At 72.1% G+C, this 25568-nt stretch carries 24 protein-coding genes; 15 read left to right on the top strand and 9 right to left on the bottom strand.

The window, feature by feature from the left end:
* Positions 1 to 87: 87 nt before the first annotated feature.
* The 3 genes from ACWDRW_RS25235 to ACWDRW_RS25225 are packed head-to-tail and all read left to right on the top strand — an operon-like array spanning position 88 to position 4036.
* Entirely contained in the window at positions 88 to 804 is a 717-nt protein-coding gene (locus ACWDRW_RS25235; RefSeq protein ID WP_451726312.1) for a FadR/GntR family transcriptional regulator, read from the top strand.
* Entirely contained in the window at positions 801 to 2186 is a 1386-nt protein-coding gene (locus ACWDRW_RS25230; protein ID WP_451726311.1) for a hypothetical protein, read from the top strand. The genes ACWDRW_RS25235 and ACWDRW_RS25230 overlap by 4 nt, the downstream gene beginning before the upstream one ends.
* Positions 2183 to 4036, top strand: coding sequence for a GMC family oxidoreductase N-terminal domain-containing protein (locus ACWDRW_RS25225; RefSeq protein ID WP_451726310.1), 1854 nt, complete (start codon positions 2183 to 2185; stop codon positions 4034 to 4036). The genes ACWDRW_RS25230 and ACWDRW_RS25225 overlap by 4 nt, the downstream gene beginning before the upstream one ends.
* Before the next feature lie 337 nt (positions 4037 to 4373).
* Here ACWDRW_RS25225 and ACWDRW_RS25220 read toward each other — a convergent pair whose 3' ends face one another.
* Both ACWDRW_RS25220 and ACWDRW_RS25215 read right to left on the bottom strand, forming a co-directional pair.
* Positions 4374 to 5036, bottom strand: a complete 663-nt coding sequence (locus ACWDRW_RS25220) for a DUF305 domain-containing protein (protein ID WP_451726309.1) — start codon at positions 5034 to 5036, stop codon at positions 4374 to 4376.
* Positions 5037 to 5131: 95 nt separating this feature from the next.
* Positions 5132 to 5560: a DUF6153 family protein gene (locus tag ACWDRW_RS25215; protein WP_451726308.1), complete on the bottom strand. Its 429-nt coding sequence runs from the start codon at positions 5558 to 5560 to the stop codon at positions 5132 to 5134.
* Between the two features lie 197 nt (positions 5561 to 5757).
* On the opposite strand from ACWDRW_RS25215, the gene ACWDRW_RS25210 reads away from it, so the two are divergent.
* On the top strand, positions 5758 to 6384 hold the full coding sequence (locus ACWDRW_RS25210; protein ID WP_451726307.1) for an SAM-dependent methyltransferase: 627 nt from the start codon (positions 5758 to 5760) through the stop codon (positions 6382 to 6384).
* A gap of 43 nt (positions 6385 to 6427) precedes the next feature.
* On the top strand, positions 6428 to 6919 hold the full coding sequence (locus tag ACWDRW_RS25205) for a DinB family protein (protein WP_451726306.1): 492 nt from the start codon (positions 6428 to 6430) through the stop codon (positions 6917 to 6919).
* A 67-nt stretch (positions 6920 to 6986) separates the two neighbouring features.
* On the opposite strand, the gene ACWDRW_RS25200 is transcribed toward ACWDRW_RS25205, so the two are convergent.
* Entirely contained in the window at positions 6987 to 7571 is a 585-nt protein-coding gene (locus ACWDRW_RS25200; protein WP_451726305.1) for a hypothetical protein, read from the bottom strand.
* Between the two features lie 385 nt (positions 7572 to 7956).
* On the opposite strand from ACWDRW_RS25200, the gene ACWDRW_RS25195 reads away from it, so the two are divergent.
* Together ACWDRW_RS25195 and ACWDRW_RS25190 are read left to right on the top strand one after the other, a co-directional pair.
* Complete coding sequence (locus ACWDRW_RS25195) at positions 7957 to 9135, top strand: NAD(P)/FAD-dependent oxidoreductase (protein ID WP_451726304.1); 1179 nt, start codon at positions 7957 to 7959, stop codon at positions 9133 to 9135.
* A gap of 66 nt (positions 9136 to 9201) precedes the next feature.
* A complete protein-coding gene (locus tag ACWDRW_RS25190; RefSeq protein ID WP_451726303.1) occupies positions 9202 to 9864 on the top strand; it encodes a TOPRIM nucleotidyl transferase/hydrolase domain-containing protein in 663 nt (220 codons plus the stop codon).
* Here ACWDRW_RS25190 and ACWDRW_RS25185 read toward each other — a convergent pair.
* Complete coding sequence (locus tag ACWDRW_RS25185) at positions 9842 to 10471, bottom strand: dihydrofolate reductase family protein (RefSeq protein ID WP_451726302.1); 630 nt, start codon at positions 10469 to 10471, stop codon at positions 9842 to 9844. The genes ACWDRW_RS25190 and ACWDRW_RS25185 overlap by 23 nt on opposite strands.
* 127 nt (positions 10472 to 10598) lie before the next feature.
* Here ACWDRW_RS25185 and ACWDRW_RS25180 point away from each other — a divergent pair, with 127 nt between their 5' ends.
* From ACWDRW_RS25180 to ACWDRW_RS25165, 4 genes are all read left to right on the top strand, one after another.
* A complete protein-coding gene (locus ACWDRW_RS25180; RefSeq protein ID WP_451726301.1) occupies positions 10599 to 10910 on the top strand; it encodes a helix-turn-helix domain-containing protein in 312 nt (103 codons plus the stop codon).
* Positions 10907 to 12400: a helix-turn-helix domain-containing protein gene (locus ACWDRW_RS25175; RefSeq protein ID WP_451726300.1), complete on the top strand. Its 1494-nt coding sequence runs from the start codon at positions 10907 to 10909 to the stop codon at positions 12398 to 12400. Before ACWDRW_RS25180 ends, ACWDRW_RS25175 begins: the two co-directional genes overlap by 4 nt.
* Before the next feature lie 124 nt (positions 12401 to 12524).
* Positions 12525 to 13100 (top strand): transcriptional regulator, encoded by a 576-nt coding sequence (locus ACWDRW_RS25170; protein ID WP_451726299.1) that lies wholly within the window; start codon positions 12525 to 12527, stop codon positions 13098 to 13100.
* Between the two features lie 170 nt (positions 13101 to 13270).
* The gene (locus tag ACWDRW_RS25165) at positions 13271 to 14323 is read left to right on the top strand and encodes a M28 family peptidase (protein WP_451726298.1); all 1053 of its coding nucleotides are present in this window, start codon (positions 13271 to 13273) and stop codon (positions 14321 to 14323) included.
* A 53-nt stretch (positions 14324 to 14376) separates the two neighbouring features.
* On the opposite strand, the gene ACWDRW_RS25160 is transcribed toward ACWDRW_RS25165, so the two are convergent.
* Positions 14377 to 14697, bottom strand: a complete 321-nt coding sequence (locus ACWDRW_RS25160) for an SsgA family sporulation/cell division regulator (RefSeq protein ID WP_451726297.1) — start codon at positions 14695 to 14697, stop codon at positions 14377 to 14379.
* A 359-nt stretch (positions 14698 to 15056) separates the two neighbouring features.
* Between ACWDRW_RS25160 and ACWDRW_RS25155 the strand changes: the two genes are divergently transcribed.
* The gene (locus tag ACWDRW_RS25155) at positions 15057 to 15857 is read left to right on the top strand and encodes an alpha/beta hydrolase (protein ID WP_451726296.1); all 801 of its coding nucleotides are present in this window, start codon (positions 15057 to 15059) and stop codon (positions 15855 to 15857) included.
* Here ACWDRW_RS25155 and ACWDRW_RS25150 read toward each other — a convergent pair.
* Positions 15845 to 18604, bottom strand: a complete 2760-nt coding sequence (locus ACWDRW_RS25150; RefSeq protein WP_451726295.1) for a helix-turn-helix transcriptional regulator — start codon at positions 18602 to 18604, stop codon at positions 15845 to 15847. The genes ACWDRW_RS25155 and ACWDRW_RS25150 overlap by 13 nt on opposite strands.
* 355 nt (positions 18605 to 18959) lie before the next feature.
* Positions 18960 to 19448 carry a TetR/AcrR family transcriptional regulator gene (locus tag ACWDRW_RS25145; RefSeq protein WP_451726361.1) on the bottom strand — a complete coding sequence of 163 codons (489 nt, stop codon included), beginning with the start codon at positions 19446 to 19448 and terminating at the stop codon, positions 18960 to 18962.
* Between the two features lie 183 nt (positions 19449 to 19631).
* On the opposite strand from ACWDRW_RS25145, the gene ACWDRW_RS25140 reads away from it, so the two are divergent.
* Complete coding sequence (locus ACWDRW_RS25140) at positions 19632 to 21161, top strand: MDR family MFS transporter (protein WP_451726294.1); 1530 nt, start codon at positions 19632 to 19634, stop codon at positions 21159 to 21161.
* A gap of 412 nt (positions 21162 to 21573) precedes the next feature.
* Positions 21574 to 22374: a GNAT family N-acetyltransferase gene (locus ACWDRW_RS25135; RefSeq protein WP_451726293.1), complete on the top strand. Its 801-nt coding sequence runs from the start codon at positions 21574 to 21576 to the stop codon at positions 22372 to 22374.
* A 454-nt stretch (positions 22375 to 22828) separates the two neighbouring features.
* On the opposite strand, the gene ACWDRW_RS25130 is transcribed toward ACWDRW_RS25135, so the two are convergent.
* Positions 22829 to 23680 carry an alpha/beta fold hydrolase gene (locus tag ACWDRW_RS25130; protein ID WP_451726292.1) on the bottom strand — a complete coding sequence of 284 codons (852 nt, stop codon included), beginning with the start codon at positions 23678 to 23680 and terminating at the stop codon, positions 22829 to 22831.
* A gap of 194 nt (positions 23681 to 23874) precedes the next feature.
* Here ACWDRW_RS25130 and msrA point away from each other — a divergent pair, with 194 nt between their 5' ends.
* Positions 23875 to 24390: a peptide-methionine (S)-S-oxide reductase MsrA gene (msrA, locus tag ACWDRW_RS25125; protein ID WP_451726291.1), complete on the top strand. Its 516-nt coding sequence runs from the start codon at positions 23875 to 23877 to the stop codon at positions 24388 to 24390.
* Positions 24391 to 24498: 108 nt separating this feature from the next.
* Here the strand turns inward: msrA and ACWDRW_RS25120 are convergent, their stop codons facing one another.
* Positions 24499 to 25557 (bottom strand): alpha/beta fold hydrolase, encoded by a 1059-nt coding sequence (locus tag ACWDRW_RS25120; RefSeq protein ID WP_451726290.1) that lies wholly within the window; start codon positions 25555 to 25557, stop codon positions 24499 to 24501.
* Positions 25558 to 25568: the final 11 nt, after the last annotated feature.

Below are 25568 nucleotides of genomic sequence, written 5' to 3'. Positions count from 1 at the left end.
GCGCGCGACTTGTTGACCCCGCGTCAACCAAGTGGTTCAGTGGCTGAGCCACTGAACCACTGAGTCTTCGGGTTGCTGGGAGTCGGAATGGGCGCGCTGGAGCGCGAGAGCACGGTCGACGTACTGGAGAAGCGGCTGCGGGAGGACATCCTCGGCGGGCGTCATCCCGCCGGGAGCTATCTGCCCCCCGAGCGGGAACTGGCCGACGAGTTCGGGGTGAACCGCACCACGCTCAAGCACGCGTTCGGCCGGCTGGTGCACGCGGGGCTGCTGGAGACGCGGCACGGAGTCGGTACCCGGGTACGGGACTTCCTGCGTCTCGGCGGCGCCGATCTGCTGCCGATGCTCGTACGGCACAGCCCGGACTGGATCGGTGAGATCTTCGAAGTACGGCGCAGTATTGGCGCGTTGATCGCCGAGCGGGCCGCCACCTGCGCCACCCCGAGCCAAGTCGGCGAACTGCGCCTGCTGTTGGCCGCGGTCGCCGACGCCGAGGGGGGCGAGGAGGCGCAGCTGGCGGATGCCGAGGTGCACCGGGCGCTGGCCCGCGCGACGGGCAACCGCGTGTACGTACTGCTCACCAACACCCTGTTCAACGCCTATCTCCCGGTGCGGGCCGCACTGGTGGGGCCGTTCGCCGACGCGCGGGCGGCGCACGAGCGACTGGCTCCCGTCGTCGACGCGGTGGCCGCCGGCGACCAGGAAGCGGCCCGGACGGCTGCCGGCGCCTACTTGTCCGCGACGGAACGCATCATGCTCGAGGACCTGGCCCGCTCCCGCCGTCCCCGGGACGGTGCCTGGTGACCGCCCGCGGGACGGAGTTCAAGGAGACGATGCTGGGCCGCGTGCGCCTGGCCGACGAGGAGCGCGAGCGGCCGGTACGGCTGGACCTCGTCGTCCGCGCCGACACGGTGCTGCTGCCCCATCGCACGACGCCGGCGCGGCTGACGGGACGGGTGCGCGTAGCCGGGCGCGCCGATGACGCCGAAGCGGTGGGGGAGTTGGAGATCTCCCCGCTGGCCCGCCGCAGAATCCGCTACCGCGTCACCTTCACCCTGGAAGGCCGCCGCCTGCTCCTGGACGGCTGGAAGTCCGTCTCGCCCGCGCGGCCGCTCACCTCGATGACCGTACTGCCGTTCACCCTGTACGAAGACGGCGCACAGGCGGGGGAGGGCACCCTGCGCTTCCCCCTCGCCACCGGACTCCTGCCGTTCCTGACCAGTTTCCGCTTCCCCCGGGCCGGGGCCTCGGGGGACCTGGCCCCGCGCTGGGACGGCACACCGGGCCGCACGGAGGTCTGGTACACGACCCTGACCGACCAGGCGACCGGCACCGGCGTCTGGCTGCACCACGAACTGGTGGCGCCCACCGACGGATCCCCCGCCTACGCCCACGGCTGGACGGCCGTCTTCCCCAAGGACGGGCCCGCCGAACACGCCCGCTTCGGCCCCGTACCGTGGACCGGGGACCGGCAAGGCTTCCTCGCCGGGCAGGTCAGCGCGCGGCCCGGGCGCCTCGAAGGCTCGGCCGGCTCCTTCACCTGGGACCTCACCGAGACACCCCAGGGCTCGCCGGTCCACACCTTCCCCCGCTGGTCCTGGCGCCGTCCCGTCCTGCCCGCCAGTCACATGCTGCCCGCCGCGCGATGCCGCTACAACGGCACCCTGCGCCACGGCAGTTCCGAGCTGAGGCTGGAGAACGCGGTCGGCGCGAGCGCCCGTATCTACGGCCACGGCAACGCCCGGCGCTGGGCCTGGCTGCACGCTGACCTCGGCGGCGGCGACGTACTGGAGATCATCGCCGCCGTGTCCATGCGGCGCGGCCTGCACCGGCTGCCGCCGCTGGTCTTCCTGCGCCTGCTGCGCCAGGGGCGCACCTGGCCCCGGCGCGCGGAACGCGCGGCCGTGGGCTGGGCGGGCGGCGGCCGGTTCCGCGCCGACATCGGCCTGCCCGAGTGGCGCGTGACCGGCCGCGTCGGCACACGTCGTATCCGCGTGACGGTGACACAGCCGCCCGAGCGGACCCTCGCCCTGGACTACACGGACCCCGACGGGTCCGGCGCCGTCTGCCGCAACAGCGAGACCGCGGACGCCGTGGTGAACCTGGAGCACTGGTGGGGACGGTGGCGTCAGGAGGCCGTATGGCGGCTGTCGGGCACCGCCCACGCGGAGGTCGGCGACCGATGAGCACGCCGACTGCTCTCGCGGCACTCGCCGCGGCGCTGCTCGCCGACGACGGCACAGCCGAGTGGACCCGCGGTGTCCCGCGGCGCCTGCAGACCCTGCTGGACGCCCTGCCCGTGCCCGCCCGCACCGGCATCCGCGGCGCCTCCTGGGCGATCGACGCCTACGCCGTGGCGCGTACGGGGCGCCGCCTGGCCACCCTCGGCTCGGTCGAGCGCGAGCGCGTTGTGACCCAACTCGCCTCCCGGCCGGCCCTGCTGCCGCTGCTGGACGCGGTCAAGGTTCCGGTGCTGCTCGCGGCCGGCACCGAGCGGGCGCTGCACCGGGCCCCCGCGTCGCCCGCGCCCGCCACCGAGGATCCGCCGCTGGACTGCACCCCCTCCCGCGAGTGGCCGACGCGCTCCACGGCCGACGCCGTCGTCGTCGGGTCGGGCGCGGGCGGCGCCATGGCCGCCAGGACACTGGCCCGAGCGGGCCTGCGGGTCGTCGTCCTGGAGGAGGGGGAGCACCACACCACCGCGTCCTTCGGGCGCCGGGCGCCGCTGGACCGCTTCACCGACCTCTACCGTGACGGCGGCGCGACCATCGCGCTGGGCCATCCGCCGCTCGTCCTGCCGGTGGGGCGCGCGGTGGGCGGGACGACGGTCGTCAACTCCGGTACCTGCTACCGCACTCCCGCCGCGGTGGTGGCCCGCTGGCGCGGCGGGCACGGGTTCGCCGCCGCCGAGGGCTTCGACGGGCACCTGGACGAGGTGGAGCGCACGCTGCGCGTGGCACGGCAGCCGCTGGACGTGCTCGGCGCCAACGGCCTGCTCGCCCTGACCGGAGCGAGGGAACTCGGCTGGCGGGCGGCCCCCTTGCGCCGTAACGCACCCGGCTGCAAGGGCTCGTGCCAGTGCGTCGTCGGCTGCCCCACCGGCGCCAAACAGAGCGTTCAGCTGTCAGTGCTCCCCGACGCGTGCGCGGCCGGTGCCCGGATCGTCACGGGTGCCCGCGTACGGCGAATCCTCACCGATCCCGACCAGCCTGGCGGCCCGCGCGCCGCCGGGGTGCTGGTCAGCCGCCCGGACGGCAGCGAACTGCAGATCCTCAGCCCGCTGATCGTGGTCGCCGCGGGCGCCCTGCAGACCCCGCCGCTGCTGCGCCGCTCCGGCCTGGGCGGACACCCCCGGACGGGCCGGAACCTGAGCGTGCACCCGGCGATCAGCGTCGCGGGCCGCTTCGGCGACCCCGTCACCGGCGACGCCGGCGTGCTCCAGAGCGTGGGAGTGGAGCAACTGCACGCCGACGGCATCCTGATCGAGGCCACCGCCGCACCGCCGGGCATGACGTCCTTCGTACTGCCGGGCGTCGGCCAGGCTTTGCGCCGCGCACTGGACGGCACCGAGCACCTGGCGACCCTCGGCGCCATGATCGCCGACCGGCCGTCGGGCAGCGTCCTGGGCCGGGAACGCACTCTGCTGCGCTACTCCCTGGCCACCCGGGACGCCGACCGCCTTCTCCGGGCCCAACGAGCCATGGGGCGCCTGCTGTTCGCCGCGGGAGCCGAGGAGGTCCTCACGGGAGTGGCGCACGCACCGAGGGCGCGGACGCCGGACGAGCTGGAGTCGTTCCTGGACGGGGTGGCGGCGCGCGACCTCCATGTGTCCGCGTTCCATCCGACGGGCACGGCCGCCGCCGGTTCGGACCCGCAACGCGCCCCGGCCGACCCGGAGGGCCGTCTGCGGGGGGTCCACGGCGTCCTGATCGCCGACGGCTCGGTGCTGCCGAGCTGCCCGGAGGTGAATCCCCAACTGAGCATCATGGCGGCCGCGCTGGCCGTCACGGACCGCTTCCTGGAGGCGGGGGCGTAAGGTCGGCGGACCGGCGAGATGCTGGTATGATTGATCTTGAGCTGGTCGCCGCAACCAAGGGCAACCGGTGCTGCGTTGGTGGTCCAAGGAAAGACGCCCCGCTTCCTGCGGGGAAATGCAGGTGCAAGGCCTGCCCGGCGCTCGAAACACGTGGCCCGCCCCGGACTCCGGGGCGGGCCATGTGCGTTGCCGGTGTCGGTGTTGGTTGGGCGTTCAGGGGATCTCGGTGCGTTTGCGAGGGGCTTGAGAGCGATCGTGAGCCGGGGCCCGTGGTGTGCGGGCCCCGGCCCACGGAGGCGTGACGCGGGCCTCGTACGACACCCGCGTCACCGGTGGCTCAGAGCCGGTCGACGATGCTCTGGAGCTGCTTCACCTCGGCGGACTGGCCCTTGACGATGGCGCCGGCCATGGTCTTGGCGTCGGAGTTCTCGCCGTTCTTCTGCTCGTCCTCGGCCATGGCGATGGCGCCGTTGTGGTGCTCGATCATCATCTGGGCGAAGGCCTTGTCGAACTCGGCGCCCTTCATGGACTTGAGCTCGTTCATGTCGGCGTCGGACATCATGCCGTCACCGCTCGAGTGGCCGTTGCCGTGGTCTCCGTGGTCCATGCCGGGCGTGGACTCGGCGGCGGTCGGCTGCTTCCAGGCCGTCAGCCAGCCCTTCATGGTCCTGATCTCGGGGTCCTGGGCCTTCTCGATCTGCGCGGCGAGGGTTTTGACCTCGACGTCGGAGGCGCGGCCCTCGGCCAGCTCCGCCATCTCCAGGGCCTGCTCGTGGTGCGGGATCATCATCTGCGCGAAGGTGACGTCGGCGTCGTTGAAGCCCGCGGCGCTGTCGGGGGCGGCGGCGGACGCGGAGCCGCCGTCGCTGCCGTGGTCCATGCCGTCCATGTCGTCGTCGCCGCAGGCGGCGAGGAGGAGTGCACCGGCGGTGACGAGGCCGGCGGCAGCGATACGACGGATCGGCGTGCGGCGCAGCGAGGCGCGCGTGAACGAGGTCATGGTTGATTCCACCCTTTACGTCGGTTCTGTGACTGTGCTTGGCGAACGCGAAGTCGCGGGAGCGCGCACATGCGCGCCCGCGAGTGCGCTTCGGCCTACAGCCGCAGCACCGACAACTGGGTGAGATCAGGGCCGCGAGGCGGCGGGTTGGGGCGTTGGACCGCTCCGACCTGGGCGCGCAGCCGCGCCAGCCACTCCTGGTGACGGGCGAACGCGGACTTCAGCAGCGCGGCGAGCACCCACGCGCCGAACAGGACCGCCACACACAGCGAGGCCATGTCCATGGCCATGCCGGATTCGTGCGAGGACGCCTCCGTGGAGGAGTCTGTATGGGCGGACGCGCCCGCATGTGGCGTCGCCTGAGCCCCCGTGTCGGCTGCCGACGCATGCGAGGCGGTGCTCATGGCAGCGCCGGACGACTCCTCCGGATGCCCCATGGTGTGCATCGCGAAGATCCCGAACGTGAGCACGGCGACGAGCAGCAGATGCCCGAGGGCACCCCCCGCGCGTACACGCCGACTCACTCGCACTTCTGCACTCCGTCTCCGGCTGGTGGCCCTGACTGCCCCGACCCTACCCAATACCTCCCCGGGGTGTGGGAAGGGGGCGCAGGGCATGCCCGCTTCTCCGGGCAGGACCGGACTTGCCGGAACGGCAAGGTTGCGTGCCGAATCGTGAAGGGCCCGCGAGACTTCCGCGTACACCGACACGAGGAGCCCTGATGAGCACCACCGATGCGGTCGCGTTCTGGGACGGTGTCTACGCGGCCCGGCCGCCGGACGAGGGACCGCGGCCGAACCTCCGCCTCACCGAGACGGTGACGGGCGTGCCGCCCGGTGCCGCGTTGGACCTCGGATGCGGTGACGGCGGCGACGCGCTGTGGCTCGCCCGTGAGGGGTGGCGCGTCACCGCCACCGACATCTCGGCCGTGGCGGTCGACCGGCTCGCCGACCTGGCTCGCGCGCAGGGGCTGGGGGATCTCGTCACGGCCGTACGACACGACGTGCAGACCTCGTTTCCGCCCGGCGCGTTCGACCTGATCTGTGCCCACTATCTGCACACCCCCTACGACCTGGACCGGGCAGCCGTCCTGCGCACGGCCGCGCGGGCCCTGCGCGCCGACGGACGGCTGCTGGTCGTCGACCACGGCTCGACCGCGCCCTGGTCGTGGAACCAGGATCCCGTCCTGCGCTACGCGAGTCCGCAGGAGGTCGCGTCGGACATGGTCCTGGACCAGGCGACGTGGACGGTCGAGCGGGCCGAGGCACCCCGACGTATCGCGACCGGACCTGACGGACGTACCGCCGATGTCACCGACCACGTCCTCCTCATCCGCCGTATTGCCTGACCGGCGGCAGCCCCCCGAAAGCCCCGGAGCCAAGGAGATCCCTGTGCCATCGAACCCCAGGCGCCCCGACGCCCCGCCGCCCCGGACCGGAAACAGCGAGGTCGAGGTCCTGCGCGGTTTCCTCGACTACCTCCGGACCTCGATCGCCGCGAAGGTCGACGGCGCCCCCGAACCGCAGGTGCGCTCCGCGCGGGTGCCGTCGGGTACGAACCTGCTGGGGCTCGTCAACCACTTGACCTTTGTGGAGCGTTCGCTGTTCCTCGGCGAGCGAGTCACCGACTGGCAGGGGACCTTCCAGGCCGCGCCGCAGGACAGCGTGGCGGACGTCGTGGCCCGTTACCGGGACGCCGTCGAGCGCGCGAACGACGTACTCGACGGCTGCGCCGACCTGGGCGCACCGCTCCCGCGCCCGCGGCCGGACCGCCCCGCGCCCAGTGTCCGCTGGGCACTCGCGCACATGATCGAGGAGACCGGCCGCCACGCGGGTCACGCGGACATCCTCCGCGAACAGATCGACGGCACGACCGGCCGCTGACCGCAGACCCGCACGAGATGTTCCGTCGAGCGGCGCCTGGCGAGCCACGCCGAGGCGACCGGGTCGGCTAGCTGAACTCCTGGCCGGTTTCGGTCGTGTACCTGTGGGGTGTGCCCGCGCCGGCCAGGGATTTGTACGACGTGTCCTCCTGCTGGCCGCTGTCCGCTGGGCGGGCGGGCGTTCTGGGGGCGGGATCGCCCTGGAGGTGGGAGAGTTCGGCGGCGCAGCGCTGGAGGGTCAGTTCCAGGACCTCGGGCACGGTGAGGTTGCCGGTGCCGTCCGGGGGACACAGCCAGCGCAGATCGCCCCAGCGGCAGTGGGGTGCGGGAGCGGCGATCCAGGCGCCCCTGCTCAGGTAGCGCACGCCCGTGCCGACCCACACCGCGTGGGGGTCCGGGGGTAGGAGGAAGCCGACGTGGTGGGTGCGGGTGTCCAGCAGGCAGGGGCCGGGCTGGACCAGCGGCAGCTCGTCGAGGATGCCGACGACGCGCAGCCCCAGTTCCTCGGGGACGACGAGTACGTCCCAGAACCGGCCGACCGCCAGCAGCGCGATGCCGGTGTAGCCGTTCTGCCATTCGTCCTTGCAGGCGCGGGGGTCCTCCGACGCCGCCGCCAGCCACTCCATCGACCTCGTCCATTCTGCGAGTGCCATCCGAGCCTCCTTGTGGGGTGCCGACGTCCGGGACGACTCCGCGCGGTTGCGCGGGGCCTGTCGGTCGGCGTGATTCGTGTGGGGTCGCGACTGTCGTGTTGTTGCGCTTTGCGGTCGTAGGTGATCGGTGGATGGCCCAGTGCAGCGGGCGCCGACGGACAGTGGCTATAGGGGCGGGGCGCAATTCGCCGTATGAGGTGAGCGCTGGCGCACCCGAGGGGGCAGATATATGCAGCCGCGCGCCCCATGCGCCCGGCCCCTCCGGCCGCACCCACCCATACGGGTGTGACGTGGTTCACATCGCAGGTCGGTCAGGTCCGCCGCGCGCAGCCTGTCAAAGGGGTGTCACCGGCGCCGAAGCCGGTGCGAGACCCTGGAGATCGAGATGAGCAAGGATCACCACGTCGTGGTGCTGGGCGCCGGATACACGGGCATGTTCTGCGCCATCCGGCTCGCCCACCGCACCCGCCGGACCGGTGTGAAGATCACTCTGGTCAATCCTTCCAGCCGGTTCGTGGAGCGGCTGCGGATGCACCAGATCGCCGCCGGGCAGGAGCTGGCCGACCACCGGATCCCCGCCCTGCTCGCCGGGACGGGTGTGACCTTCGTGCAGGGCGCCGCCACCGCCGTCGACCCCGAGGCCCGGCAGGTCGTCGTCGACGGCACACGTGTCCTCGCCTACGACCGTCTCGTCTACGCCCTGGGCAGCTCGGCCGACACCGGCAAGGTTCCCGGCGCCGACACCTACGCCTTCACCCTCAACACCCCCGAGATCGCGGGCGGTTTCGCCGCACGGCTCACCGAGGTGGCCGCGGCCGGTGGCACGGTCGCCGTCTGCGGCGGTGGCCTGACCGGCATCGAGGCGGCGACCGAGATCGCCGAGAGCCACCCCGGCCTGGACGTCCGGTTGATCAGCCTGGACGAGCCCGGCGGCATGATGGGCGCCAAGGCCCGCGCCTACCTGCACCGCGCGCTGGACCGCCTCGGCGTCACGGTGGTCAGCGGTGCCCGCGTGACCAAGGTGCTGCCCGGCACCGTCGAACTGGACGACGGTGGGCTCGTCCCCTTCGACGCCTGCCTGTGGACCACCGGCGTCAAGGTGTCCCCGCTCGCCACCGACGCCGGGATCGCCACCGACGACCGCGGCCTCGTCATGGTCGACGCCACGCTGCGGTCGGTGTCCCACCCCGAGATCCACGCCATCGGCGACGCCGCCGCCGTACGCCTGGCCTGGGGGCGGATCCACGGCACCTGTCAGAGCGGGCTGCCCACCGCCCAGTACACGGCCGACACCATCGCGCGGCTCGTGCGCGGCCGGACGGCCAGGCCGTTCCGCTTCGGCTACTTCCACCAGCCGGTCAGCCTCGGCCGCCGGGACGCCGTCATCCAGTTCACCCGGCCCGACGACACCCCCGGCCGGATGCGCCTCACCGGCCGCGCCGCCGTCGCGTACAAGGAGTTCGTCAGCGGCAGTCCGCTGCTCACCTACCGGTTCAGCAAGCGCGTCAACGTCACGACGATCGTCTCCAAGGGCGGCCGTGCCACCCGCAGGCCCGCCGCATGACGACCGCGGGCGCCGGATCGCGGAAATTCCCTCGCGCGGGGCCGGGAACGGGCCGAGACTCGTCCCATGGCTGACATGGGAGCGTTCCGGGACGCGGTCACGGCGTGGGCGGCGGGTGGCCCCGGTGACCCCGCGCGGGACCTGGCCGCGCGGCTGCCCGTGCGGGTGGCGGTACTGGTCGAAGGGCTCAGTGATGTCGCGGCGGTCAACGCGCTCGCCGAGCGCCGCGGCAGGGACCTGGCGGCGGAGGGGGCGTGCGTCCTGTCGATCGGAGGCGCGATGAGCGTCGGGCGTTACGCCGGACTCCTCGGCCCGACCGGACTCGGCCTGCGCCTGACGGGACTGTGCGACGAGGCCGAACGGCCGTACTACGCCCGTGGCTTCGAGCGGGCCGGAGCGGCGCGGCACGGCTTCTTCGTCTGCGCGGCCGACCTGGAGGACGAGCTCATCCGCGCGCTGGGCGTGGCACGGGTGGAGGAACTCGTCCGCGCGGAAGGCGACCTGCGTCCGCTGCAGACCTTCCTGCGCCAGCCCGCCCAGCAGGGCCGTGCCCCGGAGCTGCAGCTCAAGCGCTTCCTGGGCACGAAGAAGGGCCGCAAGATCCACTACGGCCGGGTCCTCGTCGAAGCCCTTGGCGAAGACCGTGTGCCGGCCCCGCTCGACGGCTTGCTCTCCGGCCTCCGGGACCACGGCAGCCGGCCTGAGCTCAGGGCAGCACGCGATACGTGACGTGCGTGACCAGACTCGCCGACCGAGACGTGACCTGCTCCAGCCGCAGCGGCGGTACGTCGTCGAAGAGGCGGGTGCCGACGCCGAGAGTGAACGGCACGATGTGCAGCCGCAGCTCGTCGACCAGGCCGGCGGCGAGGTACTGGTTGATGGTGGTGGCACCGCCGAGGACCGAGACATCGCCACCCCCCGCCGCAGCGCGTGCCTGATCCAGGGCTGAGGCGACTCCGTCCGTGACGAAGTGGAACGTGGTGCCGCCGTCCATCGGCTGCGGCTCACGCGCGTGATGGGTGAGCACGAACACCGGGGCGTGGAAGGGCGGGTTGTCACCCCACCAGCCGTTCCACAGCCGGTCCCACGGGCCGCGCACGGGGCCGAACATGTTGCGGCCCATGATGAACGCTCCAGCGGCGGTCATCTGTTCGACCTCGGCCCGGTTCTCGTCGGGGGTGTCGAACATCCAGGCGTGCAGCCTCCCGCCGGATCCGTCGCTGCCGTCGTCGCCGAACGGGCGTTCCTCGGTCTGGTTGTGCCCGGCCGAATACCCGTCCAGGGAGATGGTGATGTCGCAGATCACCCGGCCGCCCGCGTCACTGCGTGTGCTCATGGCCCTCCTCCTCGCCCCGCCGACCCCGTGATGGTGGCACGTGCGGTGCCGCCATGGTCGTAGCCGCATGGAAGTGGCGTTGCGATATGCGCATAGCGAATGAGGTATGAGTGGTACGGTCGGCGCCATGGGTATGGATCTTGAGGAGCGGGTGCGATCGGCGGTGGCGGCGCTGCTGCACGCGGCCGGTGACTCGCAGACCGACCTCGCCGCCGCCCTGGGAGTGAGCCAGGCCCAGGTGAGCCGCCGTCAGTCCGGTACGGCGTCCTGGAGTCTGGCCGACTGCGAGGCCGTGGCCGAGTACTACGGCATCGACGTCCTCGAACTCCTGGCGGGGCCTACCCGGGCCACCGAGGCACTGCCCACCGCGCGCCGCCGCGTTTTGGGCCGCCGGGCCGCCGCTCACCGTCCCGCCGCGATCGAGGGAGGTGCGTGTTGACGGACTTCGGAGCGATCGACGCGCTGCTCGCCGGGGCCAGGAAGGAGGTCCCGCTGCCGCCCGCCGAGGAGCGGCGCACCCTGCGCGAGGAGTTGAACCTCTCGCGGGTGCAGCTCGCGCAGGTCCTGGGCGTCAGCCCTTCCACGGTCGGGGGGTGGGAGTCCGGCCGGGACCCGAGCGGCGAAGTGCGCGAGAAGTACGCGTACTTCCTTGAGGGGGCGCGGACCAAACTGGCCGACGAGGCGGCTTCGGCCGAGGAGCCGGAGGACACCGGTCGCGCGGAGGCCGATCACCCGGACGCCGAGCCGGAACACGGCGACGACGACGTCGACGTACTCGCCGCGCCCCAGCCGTGTGTGCTCTGCGGGCAGCCCGCCCGTCACCAGGTCGCCGGATTCCCGCAGCACCTGGATCCCACCGAGTGCCAGGCCGCCGACGTGGGCGAGCGTGCGGACGCGGAACGGCCCGAGTCCCGCGGGGTCGCCCGGCAGGAGGAAGCGGGTGGCGGCGTGAAGGTCGTGCCCGTGGGCCGCCGTCTGAAGACCGCCGACACACCGGACCTGATCGGATCCGCGGTCGCCGCCGCGCTCGCCGAGCACTCCGGTGACGTCGAGGCGGCCACCAACGCACTGGTGAGGCGGGCGATCCCGGACGCCATGGCGTTGCTGGACCACACGCGCAAGGGCGGCCGGTACGAGGTGGTCGCGCACCCGTGGCTGCCGGACATCTTGCGCAAGCAGTCCTCGCGGGGCGCCGACGAGATCTGGGAGGCCCGACCCAAGTGGGCACGGCCCGAACTGCCGGCCGGCGAGCACGAGGTCACCGCACTCGACATCAACGGCGCCTATCTCAGCGCACTCAAGACCCACCTGCCGCTGGGCCAGTTGGAGCACTCCACCGGCGACCACCACGACCGCCGCCGCGCCGGCGTCCACCTGATCACCCCGCCCGACTGGGAGCACGACGCCTACCTTCCGAACCCGATCGGCAGCCGGGACGAGCCGGGCCCGCTGTGGGTGACCGAACCGACCCTGCGCCTGCTGCTGCGGATCTCGGGCCCGAAGTACGGCCTGTGCGACCCGCCGGTGATCCACGAGTCCTGGACGTCGGGAGCCACGGAGGGCCTGCTGGAGAAGTTCCGGGTCGCGCTGAAGGAGGCCAGGGACCGGGCGATCACCGAGGACGACGAGGTGACGGGGGAGTACGTGAAGGCCATGTACTCGAAGTTCGTCTCCACGCTGGGGGAGTCGAACTACAACCGGGAGCTGTACCGCACCGACTGGATGCACCTGATCCGCTCCCAGGCGTTCGCGAACCTGTGGTGGAAGGCGCACCGCGCCTACGACGAAGGCCTGATGGTGGTCCGCGTGATGGGCACCGACGAACTCCACGTCGTCGGCGACTGGCGCGGGGTGTTCTCCGAGGGCCGCGCGGTCACGGAGGTGAAGATCAAGGACGTGTACTCGGTCGGGGCGGAGAGCACCGACTGAGGTGTCACACGTCGGGCGACCGCACACCGCCGTCCGGCGCCCCGAATCCGTTAGCATCGGCGTGCGTTGCAAGGGACGACACCCGTGAGGGCGCGCCGGTTTGCCGCAGAGCGAGGAGAGACACATGCCGGAGAGGAACCTCGAGTTCGGCAAGTACGGCGCTCGTGGCATCCGGGGACATGAGGCGGTGGCCCGCCAACTCGACACACTCGCCGGATTCATCGCGACCCCGGTCACCACCCGCCGTGGCCTCCTCGCCCGTCTGCACTACCTCACCCGCACCGACCACGCCCGCGCCGCGGCCCGCGAGTCCGGCCTCACGGTCACCGACCGCACCGTGAAGGCGTGGCTGGACGGAAAGCGCAGCCCGTCGAGGAAGAACCTGCAGAACATCGAGACCGCGTACCGCACGGTGCGCCGCAACAACGTGGCCCGGTACCTGCTGGCCCGCCTCAACCGCGAGGGCCGCGGCACCCGCGTCGAGTTCCACCCGCTCAACCAGTCCCAGGTCGATCGCCCCCGTCAGCGCGTGGTGTCCTTCCGCACCCTGAACGTCCGCCACTGGGACCGGATCGTCCAGGCGTGGGCCGCCGCCGACGACGCGGCGCTGGACGAGGCGTGGGTCAGCGACGCCACGGTGGATCTCGGCTCGGAGTGGGGTCAGTACGAGTACGTCACGAACATCGGGTTCGCCGCGTAACCCTGCGCGGGAGGGCGCGACCGAAGCCGCCGTCGCGCGTACCCTCGGGGCGTGGATCGACCTCGGCGCCCGCAGGATCACCGCACCGGCGACCGCCCTCCTGAGCGCCCTCGAAGGCGCCCGGGCGGCCGACTGCGAGGTCCTCACCGCGGCGCGACCCGGAGCCGCTCATGACCGGCGATCCGACACCGGCACCCTGGCCGGGGCCGCGTGCCGAAGCCGGCCGGCTGCGGCGGCACGTGGAGTTCCTCGCCGCCGAGCCACGCAGCCGACGGCGGGCGCCCCGGGCGATGGAGCATGCCGAGGAGTACGTTCGTGACGAACTGGCGGCCGCGGGCTGGCGGGTGGAACGGCGACCGTTCGACGTCCGATGGCGGATCGGCTGCACGGACCGGCACGGCCATCGGGGCCTCGCCCTCACACCGCGGCTGCACCGGCGCCTGTCGGGGGCGAATCTCATCGGCTCGCTGCCCGGTTCCGGCGCGGGGCCGGTCGTCGTGGTGGGTGCGCACCTGGACAGCGTCAGCGGCAGTCCGGGCGCGGACGACAACGCCTCAGGCGTGGCGGCGCTTCTGGAGACGGCACGGCTGCTGGCCACGGTGCCCACGGCCCCGCACGTCGTGCTCGCCGTGTTCGACATGGAGGAGCTCGGACTGATCGGCGCGCGTCAAGTCGCCCGCGAGCTGGGCCGGGACGGCCGTGTACGCGGAATGATCTGCCTGGAATCGGTCGGCTACTTCGACGACACCCCGGGCACGCAGCGCCTTCCCGTCGGTTTCGACCGGGTCTTCCCCCAGGCGTCTGCCATGACCCGCGCCCGCGGATCACGGGGTGACTTCACCCTCGTGGTGCACCGCCGCTCCTCCGCCCCGGCGGCCGAGGTGTGGCAGCGGGCCGCCGCCGCGGCGTCCCCGGCCGTGCCGGGTCTGCTGCTGCGGGACCGACGGCCGGACGGTCTGCTCGGTCTGCTGGTCGGACTGGCCGTGCCGCCTGCCAACCACCTGGGGCGCAGCGACCACGCACCGTTCTGGAACCGCGGGGTCCCCGCGCTCATGCTCACGGACACCGCCAACTTCCGTAATCCGCACTACCACCGGTCGACGGACCGTCCGGGCACCCTGGACTACGAGCGGCTTGCCGCAGTGTCGGAGGCCACGGCTCAGACGGCCGTGTGGTGGTCCGCGGTCGGTGGTCACGCAGGATCGGTCGACGGTCACGCGTGATCGGCCGGGGAGCGAAGGACGCAACCCGCCCCGTGGGGTGCGTTCCCGTGGCGTCAGTCGGACGGCGCTCCCTGGGCGGGGAGCAGGTCCGCGGTGGCGACGTCCCAGTCGACGCCGGCGAGTTCCTGTCCCGCGGGGACGAGGTCATACGTGCGCTCCAGCCACCGCGCCAGCGGCGGCACGGGCAGTTCGAAGAGGGCCGCCATGTCGCCCGCGGCCGGCTGAAGCCGCGCCGTGGCGCCGTCCTCCAGGCGCGAGGGCCACACCCGGACGTCGCCGAGGCCACTGATCGAGTACAGCCCCTGCTGCAGCAGGTCACGGCCGATCCGCCACAGGACCCGGGGGCCTCCCTCGACGAGGAGCACCACGCTCACGATCAAGGGGGATCCCGGATGGAACCGGAACTCCGCGCGGACGGGCTGCCGCGCGCGGACGCCGAGCACGCGCTCGATGTCCAAGGTCAGGTCGAGTCGGCCGGGCGGTGACTGTCCCGTCCCACCTGGCTTCAGGGTGATCACCGTGCCCGGTCGCCGGTTTGCGGGCAGTTGCAGTTGCCCCTCCCCGGGGCCCGTGAGGTGGAGGCGTTCGGGGCGGGCCGGAGCCCGCGCACGCGCGGGGCGGGGTCTTCGACATTCAGTCATTCGACTGTCGTCCCCGGCTCACGCCTCGACGATGCTGAACCCATCGCCCGCGTGCCGGTGCCGGGTGGTCGTGATGCTCGGAGGAACCAGCCGTGAACCGTACTCCCGTCGTCTTCATCCATGGCGCGTGGCTGCACGCGCTGTCCTGGGAGGCATGGGCGGAGCGGTTCGCGAGCCGGGGGTTCCTCACCGTCGCCCCCGGCTGGCCCGGGGAGGCCGCGTCCGCCCGCGAGACGCGCATGTCCCCCGGGCCGCTCGGCGGGCTCGGCCTGGACACGCTGACGGAGCACTACGCCGGCATCGTGCGGTCGTTCGACGTTTCGCCGGTGCTCGTCGGTCACTCCGTCGGCGGGCTCATCGCGCAGCATCTCATCGGCGCCGATGTGGGCCGGGCCGCGGTGGCGATCGCGCCCGCCCCGATCAACGACGTCCCCCGGCCCGCGCCCCCCGTTCCGCTGTCGACGCCCGGCCCGGGCGAGGGCACCGACCCGCTGGTGTCCCTGTCCCCGGAGCAGTTCCGGCACGTCGTCGCCAACACCGTCGGGCCCGAGGAGGCGGGCCGGCTCTTCGAGCGCTACGCGATACCGGCACCGCGCCGGCTGCTCGCCGACCTCGGATGCGGGGGAGCGGAGCGCAGCCCGCTCGCGGCGGCGGACACCGGCAACGTGCGGCGTGGACCGCTGCTGTTGATCTCGGGTCAGGAGGACCGCGTCGTGCCCGACGCCGTGACGCGCGCGGCCTACAAGCGGTACGGCGACTCCACGGCCGTGACTGACCTCAAGCAGTTCGCGGACCGTGCCCACTCACTGGTGACGGACAGCGGATGGCGCTTCGTGGCCGACTATGTGCTCGGCTGGCTCGACGAGCGCGGCATCCGGCCTCACCTGTCCTGATCGCTCGGCAGCCTGCCCAGCGCGTCGCGCAGGGCGGCGCGAGAGGTGATGCCCAGTTTGGGAAACACGCGGTAGAGGTGGGAGCTGACCGTGCGCGGCGACAGGTGCATCCGGTCGCCGATCTCCTTGTTGGTGAGGCCGCCGGCGGCGAGATCCGCGATCCGACGCTCCTGCCAGGTCAGCGCGGTGGGGTCCGCCGAGGAGGCGGGGGCGGAGGAGCCTGCGGTGAGGAGTTCGGCCCGGGCTCGTTCGGTCCACGCGGGGGTGCCGAGCCGTTCGAAGGTCTCAGCGGCGATCATGAGCGTGTGCCGAGCGGCTTTACGGCCCTGGGTGTGCCGCAGGCGGATGCCGTGGGCGAGGCGGATGCGGGCGAGTTCGAAGGGGAAGCCGGCGGCGCCGGGGTGTGTCTCGGCCCTGCGGTACATGCTGTCCGCCTCCCCGGGGTCGGTGGCGGTCATGGCCAGGGCGCCGTACGTGACCAGGGCGAGGCGGGGAGAGATGTCCGGGAGCCGGGCGTGCTGGGCGGCGAGGGCGTGCGCGCGGGCCTGCTCGGCGCGGCCGGTGTGGAGGGCCGCCTCGACGAGGTCGAGCAGGGTGCGGGGGGCCTGGTGGGTGCACGGCTGGAAGGTGCCGGGAGGTGTGATGCCGATGGCGTGCAGGTAGGCGGCCTCGTAGTCGCCGTCGTTGAGGGCGGCGGTGGTGCCGATGGCGTCGGCGATCTGGGTGAGGAAGCCGATGCCGCGGGGCCGGGCCCAGGCGTCGACGGAGGCCTGGAACTCGCGTGCCCGGTCGGTGTCGCCGCGCAGGGCGGCGAGCAGGCCCAGGTACGCCCGGCTGTGGTGCGCGAACAGGTCGTGGCGGTACGACGTCATCAGCTCCAGGCCGCGCTGCCCGGTGCGTTCGGCCTCTGCCCACTCACCGACCGCGATCTGGTCGAGCATGATCAGATGCAGCATCGTCATGCCCGGCGCCATGGCCCCGGTCTCCACTTCCCGGTCCACGGTCCGCTGCAGATGGGGCCGGTACTGGCTGAGGGTGTCGACGTGGTAGGCGGCGACGCTCAGCCGGCTGATGTCCCACGGTTCGAGCACGCGCAGGTCGGCGAACGCCCGCTCCACCCGCTCACGGACGCCGGTCCCGCGCCGCACCACATCGCTCCAGGAGTCCTGGTAGATGCGGGAGTACGGCGGCACCAGGTCGCCCAGTGAGTCGAGCAGCTCATGCGTCCGCTGCCAGGACGTCTCGTCGCTCGCGTACTGGTTGATGGCCAGGAGCAGGTTGACCAGCCGGGTCAGCACCTCGCTCGGCTCTTCCGCGCCACTGTCCCGGATGCTCTCGATCGCCGCCCGCACCAAGTGCTGCGAGGACCGTACGTCCCCGTCCTCGTACAGCGCGGCATAGGCCGAGGCGACCACCGCGGCCGGGGAGTCGCCCGGCCCGGACGCGGTGTCGGAGCGGAGCAGTTGCCGGGCCCGGTCGAGGCGGCCGGTGTGGCCGGCGACGAAGGCCGCGTCACCGAGCCTTCGGGAGCGGTCCTCGTGCCGCCCGCTCAGCTCCGCGGCCCGGGTCAGCCAGGCCACGGCGGCCACCGCGCCGCCCCGTCGGGTGGCGGACTCCGCGGCGGCCTCCAGCGCGAGCGCGACTTCCTCGTCGGGGTCGACCACCGAGGCGGCGAGGTGGGTGGCCCGACGCTCCACGTCGTCCCGGTGGACCTGGGCGAGAGCCGCGTGTGCCGCCCGCCGCTCGTTCGGGGTGGCCAGCTGGACCGCGGTCGACCGCACCAGAGGATGCCGGAAGACGAAGGCGCCACTGAGCGGGTCGATGTCCAACAGGCCGGCCGCCACCGCCTCGTCCGCGTCCCGCATCCGGTAGCGCGTGCCACGGCTGCCGCCCGCCGCCGTACCCGCCTCGACGCCGTCCAGGGCGCCGCGCAGCAACTCGGCGCGCAGGGCGTCGCCGAGAGCCCCGATGCGGGAGCCGTACACCTGCTGAAGTCGCAAGGGCAGCGGGACGCCGGTGTACCCGACGCTCTCGGCCGAGTGCAGACCCGCCCGCTCGACGTAGGGCGGAAGTTCCAGCAGGGCCAGCGGGTTTCCCTGCGCCTCGTCCAGGACCAGCCGGCGGATCCTGGCGTCGAGGCCGGGGTGGCGCAGGTCGAGGAGCTGCTCGGATGCCTTCTCGTCCAGTGTGGTCACGGGCAGCACGGACAGGGCGGCGGTGTCGAAGCCCGAGGGTATGTCGGAGCGCAGGCCGACGATGAGCCGCACGGAACTGCCGGTGAGCCGGCGCCCGACGAATCCGCACACCTCGGTGCTGGAGGAGTCCAGCCACTGGCCGTCGTCGAGGACCAGGAACAGGGGTTTCTGCGACGCGGCGAGCGAGAGCAGGTCCAACACGGCGATGCCGAGGGTCATGACCGACGGGGGTGTGCTCTCGTTCCTTCCGAAGACGACGTCGAAAACCCGCCGGTGCACGTCGTCCAGGCGGTCGACGTGGGACAGCAGCGGATACAGGAACTGGTGCAGCCCGGCGAACGGGAGCTCTGTCTCGGCCTCGACACCGGCCGCGCGTATCACCCGGTGGTTCTCGCGGGCCGCCAGCCCGGCCGCATGGTCCAGCAGGGCGCTCTTGCCGACGCCTGTCTCGCCCCGCAGCACGAGTGCCCGTCCTTCAGGGGCCGTCACGAACTCGGACAGCACTTCCTGTTCGCGTGCGCGGCCGAACATGGTCCCGACGACGGACTCCATACTTCCCCCACTGTCTTCCCCGCTGAGGCGCAAGAGCGAGGTTACGTCGCTCCGCCGCATCATGGTTGCGCGGCCGGTGTCCGGCCCGTCACCTGCGGGTGCGGAGCGGGCTCCGGGTGGGAGCGGGGGCCGGTTGTGACGTGCCGCCACCCACCGCCCGCCTCACACCTCGGACCTCACACGAGGAGAGTAGACGGCTCGGGTGACCTCGTCACGCGGGGTGGCCGAAAAGGTTCTTGTTGCTCGCACTTCCCAGGGTATGGCCGGGCGACGACCCGCAGCTCGACACATGTGCCGTGGAATCCCGACCATGCTGGTGTGAGCATGGCCATGTGTTTCCGAGGGTGTCGTCGTGTCAGGGTGCTCCGAGACCGTTCAGCAGGGTGTCGACCACGACGTCCGCGGCCCGCGCGGGGCTCAGTTCGGGCAGCCGCCCGGACACCAGGTGCATGAGCTGGGGCAGCAGCGCGCTCGCCCAGCCCTCGGGCAGTCCGGGGCGCAGCAATCCCTCTTCGGTGGCGCGTTCGAGGAAGACGTCGACCTCGTGGGCGGACGCGTCCCGGCGTTGGCGGACGGTGTCGTCGGCGAGCATGCGGGCGAGGTCGACGGGCCATCTGCGGTTGACCGCGATGATGTTCTCGACGTAGCGGTGCAGGGCGACGGCGACGGGGGCCTCGCGCAGCCGTGCGTCCTCGATGGCCTCTTCGATGGCTGTCAGCCGGGACTCGTAGATGGCGGCGAGGAGTTCTTCGCGCGAGGCGAAGCGTCGGTAGACGGTGCGCCGGTCCACGCCGGCCTCGGCGGCGATGCTCGCGATGCTCGCGCCGGGATCGGTGGCGAGCATGCGGGCTCCGGTGGTCAGCACGGCTTCCAGATTGCGTACGGCGTCGGCTCTCACGGCAGGCAGTCTAGCCCGCTCTGTGACCTCTGAGACAACTAGCACCTCATGGATGTAGAGATCTGGCATCTAAATGCTACATTGAAGTGACAGATAATTCTGGAAGTGCCAAGCGAAAGGCAAGTTCCGATGCCGAAGTCACAGTCCCCCTCACCCCGGGAGGGCGGTGTCGCCGCGGCGATGAGCGCGCTGATCCTCGCGGTCCTGCTCGCGGCCCTGGATCAGACCATCGTGTCGACCGCGCTGCCCCGCATAGCGCAGGACCTGAACGGGTTCGACGACATCGCCTGGGTCAGCGCCGCCTATCTGCTCGCGTCCACGGCGGTGACACCGCTGTGGGGCAAGCTCGGCGACATGTTCGGCCGCAAGCGGCTCTACCTGGCCGCGACCACGATCTTCCTGGTGGCCTCGGTCGCCTGCGGCCTGGCACAGAACCTTCCCGAGCTGATCGGCGCCCGGGTGCTCCAGGGAGTGGGCGGCGGCGGCATGATCGTGCTGACCTTCGCCCTGGTCGGCGACATCGTCGCGCCGAGCGAACGGGGCCGCTACCAGGGCCTGTTCGGATCGGTGTACGGCGTCGCCAGCATCGTCGGACCGCTGCTGGGCGGTGTCTTCACCGACCAGCTGTCCTGGCGGTGGGCCTTCCTGATCAACCTGCCCGTCGGCTTCGTCGCCCTGGCCATAGCGGCGCGGGCGCTGCCCGCCGCCACCCGCGGCGCCAAGGCCCGTATCGACTACCTCGGCGCCACCCTGCTGGCGGCCATCGCCACTGGACTGGTCCTGATCACGTCCTTCGGCGAGCGCTGGGGCTGGGGCTCGCCGTCCATCATCGGACTGATCGCCGCCACCGTCGCCCTGGCCCTCCTGCTCGTGCCCGTCGAGCGCCGCGCCGCCGCCCCCGTTCTGCCGCCGGCGATGCTCGCCTCCAGGACGGTGGTCTTCTCCTCGCTGATCGGGTTCTTCGCGAACGCCGCCATGTTCGCGGTCCTGGTGTACTTGCCGACGTATCTCCAGATCGTGCAAGGGGTCTCGGCCACCCTCTCGGGCGTTCACATGCTGCCCCTCGTCGCCGGTCTGGTCCTCAGCCAGTCCCTGGCCGGACGCTGGTCCGCACACGCCGACCGGCTGCGCCCGATCCTGCTCGCGGGTCTCGCCGCCAACCTCGCCGGGCTGCTCCTGCTGGGCACTATCGGGGCCGCCACCGGCACCCTGGTGCTCAGCGGATACTTCCTGATCACCGGCATCGGCATCGGCATGGTGCCCATGGTCGTGCTGACCACCGTCCAGAACAGCGTGCCCGCCGCCGACCTCGGTGCCGCCAGCGCGGTGGTCACCTTCGCCCGCTCCATCGGCGCCGCCTTCGGGGTCGCCGTCTTCGGCACGCTCCTCAACACCGGCTTCGCCGACCGCACCGACGACCTGCCGACCAGCGGGGGCTTCGACGCGGCCCGCCCCGACACCATCGGCGACCTGCCCGCCGCACTGCGCGACACCGCGCTGGACGCCTTCGCCCACGCCACGGCCACCGGCTACCTCTGGATCGCCCCCACCCTGGCCGTCGGCGTCCTCCTCGCCCTCTTCCTCAAGCCGGCCCGCCGGACCGGGAACACCGGCGCCGCCCCCGTCCCCGCGGCCAAGGACACCGTCGCCGCGGGCTGAGACGCCGCGGCGGCTCTCGGAGGACAGCGCCGGGGCGTTCTCCGAGAGCCTGTGCGCCGGCATTCGCCGTCGCAGACCTCGAAACGGTGGTTGTGGAACCGGACGTGATGGGTGTCCTCCTCGACCATCGGGATGACTGTCCGACACACCGGGCATCCGGTTCTCCCTGTCACCGAGCACCACGAGAGCCGAATGGCTGGGCGGCCGGAACGAGTCCCGGACCTGGGGCCTCCGGCCGATCCTGGTGGTGCGCGCGGCCGGCCAGTCGGACGTGCGTGCGGCGGTCCGCTTCGCGGCGCGGCACGGGCTGCCCGTGGCGGTGCAGTCCGGCGCCCATCAGGCATCGCGCCCGCCTGAGCAGAGTGCTGGGCAGGACGGGTGCCGAGAAAGAAAGAGGAGTTGAGGAGTGCCGATGAGGGATCTCGCGGCGGCGGTCGAATCGGTGGGGCAGCTCTCCACGGTGTGGCGGGCCATGGTGCTCGACCGGGACAAGGACGCGGACGTCCGGGATCTGCCCGGTGTCGCCGTGCGCTGGGCGGACTGCCGCTTCGCGTTCTGGAACGCGATCACCCTCACCGACGTGGGGGCGGACGCCGGGCTCCTGGAGCAGCGGCTCGGTCAGGCGGCGGACATCATGCGGTCCAAGCGGCAGCCGGGCTTTCTGTGGCTCTTCGAGGACCTCCTCGCGCAGGACGCGCGCGCGGTCCTGGACGAGGCCGTACGGCGGTCCGGCCTGGCGCATGCCTTCCCCGGCACCGGTATGGCGGGCGACCTGCTGCCCATCCCGGAGCCCCGTCATCGGGAGCTCACCTTCGAGCGCGTGACCACGGACGGACAACTGCGGGCCTACGCGGACATCAACTCCCGCGCGTACGGCCTCAGCCTGGAGGACGGCCGTGACGGGCTGGAGGGCTCCGCACTGTGGAAGGAGGAGGTCTACGCGTTCCTGGCCGTACGCGACGGCGTCCCCGTCGCCTGCGCGGCCACTGTCGAGGCCGATGGCCGCTTGTTCGTCGTGCTCGTCGCCACCGACCCGGAGCACCAGCGCCGCGGCTACGGCGAGGCGGTCACCCGAAAGGCGCTGTACGAGGGCGCCCGCGCGACCGGACTGACGAGGGCCACCCTGCACGCGACCGTCGCCGGCGCGCCGGTGTATCCGAGGATCGGTTTCGAGCCGAACTCGCCGATGCGCTTCTACGGGCTGGCGAACTGACCTGACGACGGACGGCCGGTGGTTCGGCCAGTGCCGCCCCAGGGCCGCCGCCGCACCGTCACGGCGGCTGGGCGTCGCGGACCGGGGTCACGGTGGCGCGGGATCGCGTCGGGGCGGGTCAGGACCTGGAGCCGGTGACCGGGGACGGTTCCGTCGCGGTGCCGCTCGTCGTCGGCGACTTGATGACGGTGAACAGCGTCCTGCTCCGCGCCGCGGCCGCCCCTGGGAGTCGCGGCCCTTGTGGGACGTCGACGGGCTCGCCCCATCCTTCGTGGTCGAGAGCGTCCGGCAGGTTCCGGGCTGTGGCCCTGCCCCTGGGGTCCAGTGCGTCGGCGAGACCGGCCCGGGCCCGGCCGACGTCCGCTGTGGTGAAGGGCCTCAGGCCGTACGGCGACGCCGCCGCTCCGGGGTGCGAGCGGCGGCGTCGTCCGGTGCGCCGGACCTGTCCGGGGGGTCAGCGGACGGTGGCCCGGGCGGCTCGCTCGATGACATCCGCGACCAGGTGCGGGTGGGACACGGCGACCGAGTGGGAGGCCGCGACCTCGGTGGTGTGGGCGTGGGCCCGCTCGGCCATGAAGCGCTGGACCGCGGCGGGGATGTTGAGGTCGCGGGTGGTGACGATGTCCCAGGTCGGCTTGGTCTTCCAAGCGGCCGTGGTGGCCTTCTCCTCCAGCGCGGCCTGAGCGATGGGGCGCTGCGCGGCGGCCATGAGGGCGGCCTGCCGCGCGGGGACGTCGGCGGCGAACTGCCGGCGGAACTTGTCCTGCTGGATGTACAGGTCGGTGGCGGTGGTGCCGTCGGCCTGCTGGTAGGTGACGGGGTCAAGGGTGCCGGGGAGGGTGGAGCCCGGGTACTTGTTGGTGAGCTCCAGGGCGGTCTCCCCGGGTGCGGGGAGGAAGGCGGCGACGTAGACGAGCGCCTTCACCTGGGGGTCGTCGGTGGCCGCCTGGCTGATGACGTTGCCGCCGTAGGAGTGGCCGACGAGGATTTTCGGGCCCTTGACGTGGTCGAGGAGGGTGCGCAGGGCAGCGGCGTCGGAGGCGGGTCCGCGCAGCGGGTTGGCGGCGGCGACGACCGGGTAGCCGTCGGCGCGCAGGTCGGCGATGACGCCGTTCCAGCTGGAGCCGTCGGCGAAGGCGCCGTGCTCCAGGACGATGGTCGGCTTGGTGCTGTGGTCGGCGCCGGTGGTCTTGGTCGCGCCGGAGGCGGTGCCGCTGAGGGCGAACGCTCCGAGTGCCAGCCCCGCCGTGGCCAGCGAGACCACACCTGTCACCAGCCGCTTGCGTCCACCGTTGATGCTCAGCACGAAAATGCCCCTTCCAGGCGCTACGAGTAAGGGCGGACGGCCGGTCTTCACCAGATCGCGTCACCGCCCTGAATGGTGACGAATTTGTCATCCCTCTCATCACCTGTCAAGGTGGTGACGGAAGATGCGGGAATTCGAGCCCGGTGTGCGAGGTTGACCCTCGTGGACAGACGCGGAGAGAAAGGCGATGCGCCATGAGTGACGTCGAGGAGAGGGCGCTGCTGGCCGGCGGCTGCTTCTGGGGTATGCAGGAGCTGATCCGGTCCCTTCCCGGGGTGGTGCGCACCCGGGTGGGGTACAGCGGCGACGACGACAAGCCTCGTCCCACCTACCGCGATCACGGAAAGCACGCGGAGGCGATCGAGATCGTCTTCGATCCCAAGGTCACCGACTACCGGGCGATCCTGGAGTACTTCTTCCAGATCCACGACCCGACCACGCGCAACCGGCAGGGCAACGACATCGGCCTCAGTTACCGTTCGGCGATCTTCTACGCCGACGACACGCAGCGGCTCGTCGCGCAGGACACCATCGCCGACGTCGAGGCGTCCGGACTGTGGCCGGGGCCCGTGGTGACCGAGGTCGTGCCGGCCGGTGAGTTCTGGGAGGCCGAGCCGGAGCACCAGGACTACCTCCAGCGCTACCCCAACGGCTACACCTGCCACTTCCCGCGGCCGAACTGGCGGCTGCCGAAGCGTGCCGAGGCGTGAGTCCTGAGTCCTGAGTTCTGAGTTCCGAGCGCACACGCGGCCGGGCAGGGATGCTTCTCCTGTCCGGCCGTACGTGTGTCAGCCGTCCGAGGCGGAGGTCGGGCGGACTCAGAGGTGGTCGGCGTCGACGACGGCCTGGGCGAACGTCGTGGGAGCCTCCTGCGGGAGGTTGTGGCCGATGTCCGCGATCGTGCGGTGCTCGTAGGGCCCCGTGAAGTGGCCGCGGTAGGAGGAGCCGTCGCCGGGCGCGGTGAAGGGGTCCAGGGCGGGGTCGAGGGTGATGGTCGGGACGTCGATGGGCGGCTGGGCGGCCAGCTGCCTCTCGTAGCGGTCGTACCGGCGCTCGCCCTCGATCAGGCTGATCCGCCAGCGGTAGTTGTACAGGACGACGGCGGCGTAGTCGGGGTTCTTGAACGCCTCGGCGGTGCGCTGGAAGGTGGCGTCGTCGAAGTCCCAGTTGGGGGAGACGAGGGTCCACACGTACCGGCACAGCGCGATGCGCTCGTCGACCTGCTCCATGGCCTTCTCGCCGCGCTCGGTGGCGAAGTACCACTGGTACCACCAGTTGCGCTCCACGGCCGGGTTCGCGGGCTCCAGCTGCGCCTTGCGGTTGGTGATGAGGTAACCGCTGGTGGAGACAAGGGCCTTGACACGCTCGGGCCACAGCGCCGCGATGATGTCGGCGGTCCGCGAACCCCAGTCGAAGCCGGCCAGCACGGCCCTGTCGATCTTCAGCGCGTCCATCAGCGCGATGATGTCGAGCGTGATGGCGGACTGCTCGGCGCTGCGGGGCGTACGGCGTGACAGGAACCGGGTGCTTCCGTGACCGCGCAGGTAGGGAACGATGACCCGGTAGCCGAGGCCGGCCAGCAGCGGGGCGACGTCGACGAAGCTGTGGATGTCGTAGGGCCAGCCGTGCAGGCAGATGACGACCGGGCCATGGGCGGGCCCGGCCTCGGCGTAACCGATGTCGAGGACCCCTGCCCTGACCTGCTTGAGCGTGGCGAATCCGGTGTGCGTGCCCGGGGTGACGGTCGGCACGGTGGGAACACGTGTGTCGCCCGTGTCCGGCGCGGCGAACGCGCTGCTCGGCAGGCCTGACAGCGAGACCGCGGCCGCGCCTGTGCCCAGGCCGACGGCCTTGCTGAAGGTACGCCTGTTGATCATGTGAACAACCT

The sequence above is a fragment of the Streptomyces sp. NPDC003635 genome (assembly GCF_053587635.1).
Note: the sequence above shows the minus strand (reverse complement) of the source record. Positions and strands in the feature narration are given on the sequence as shown.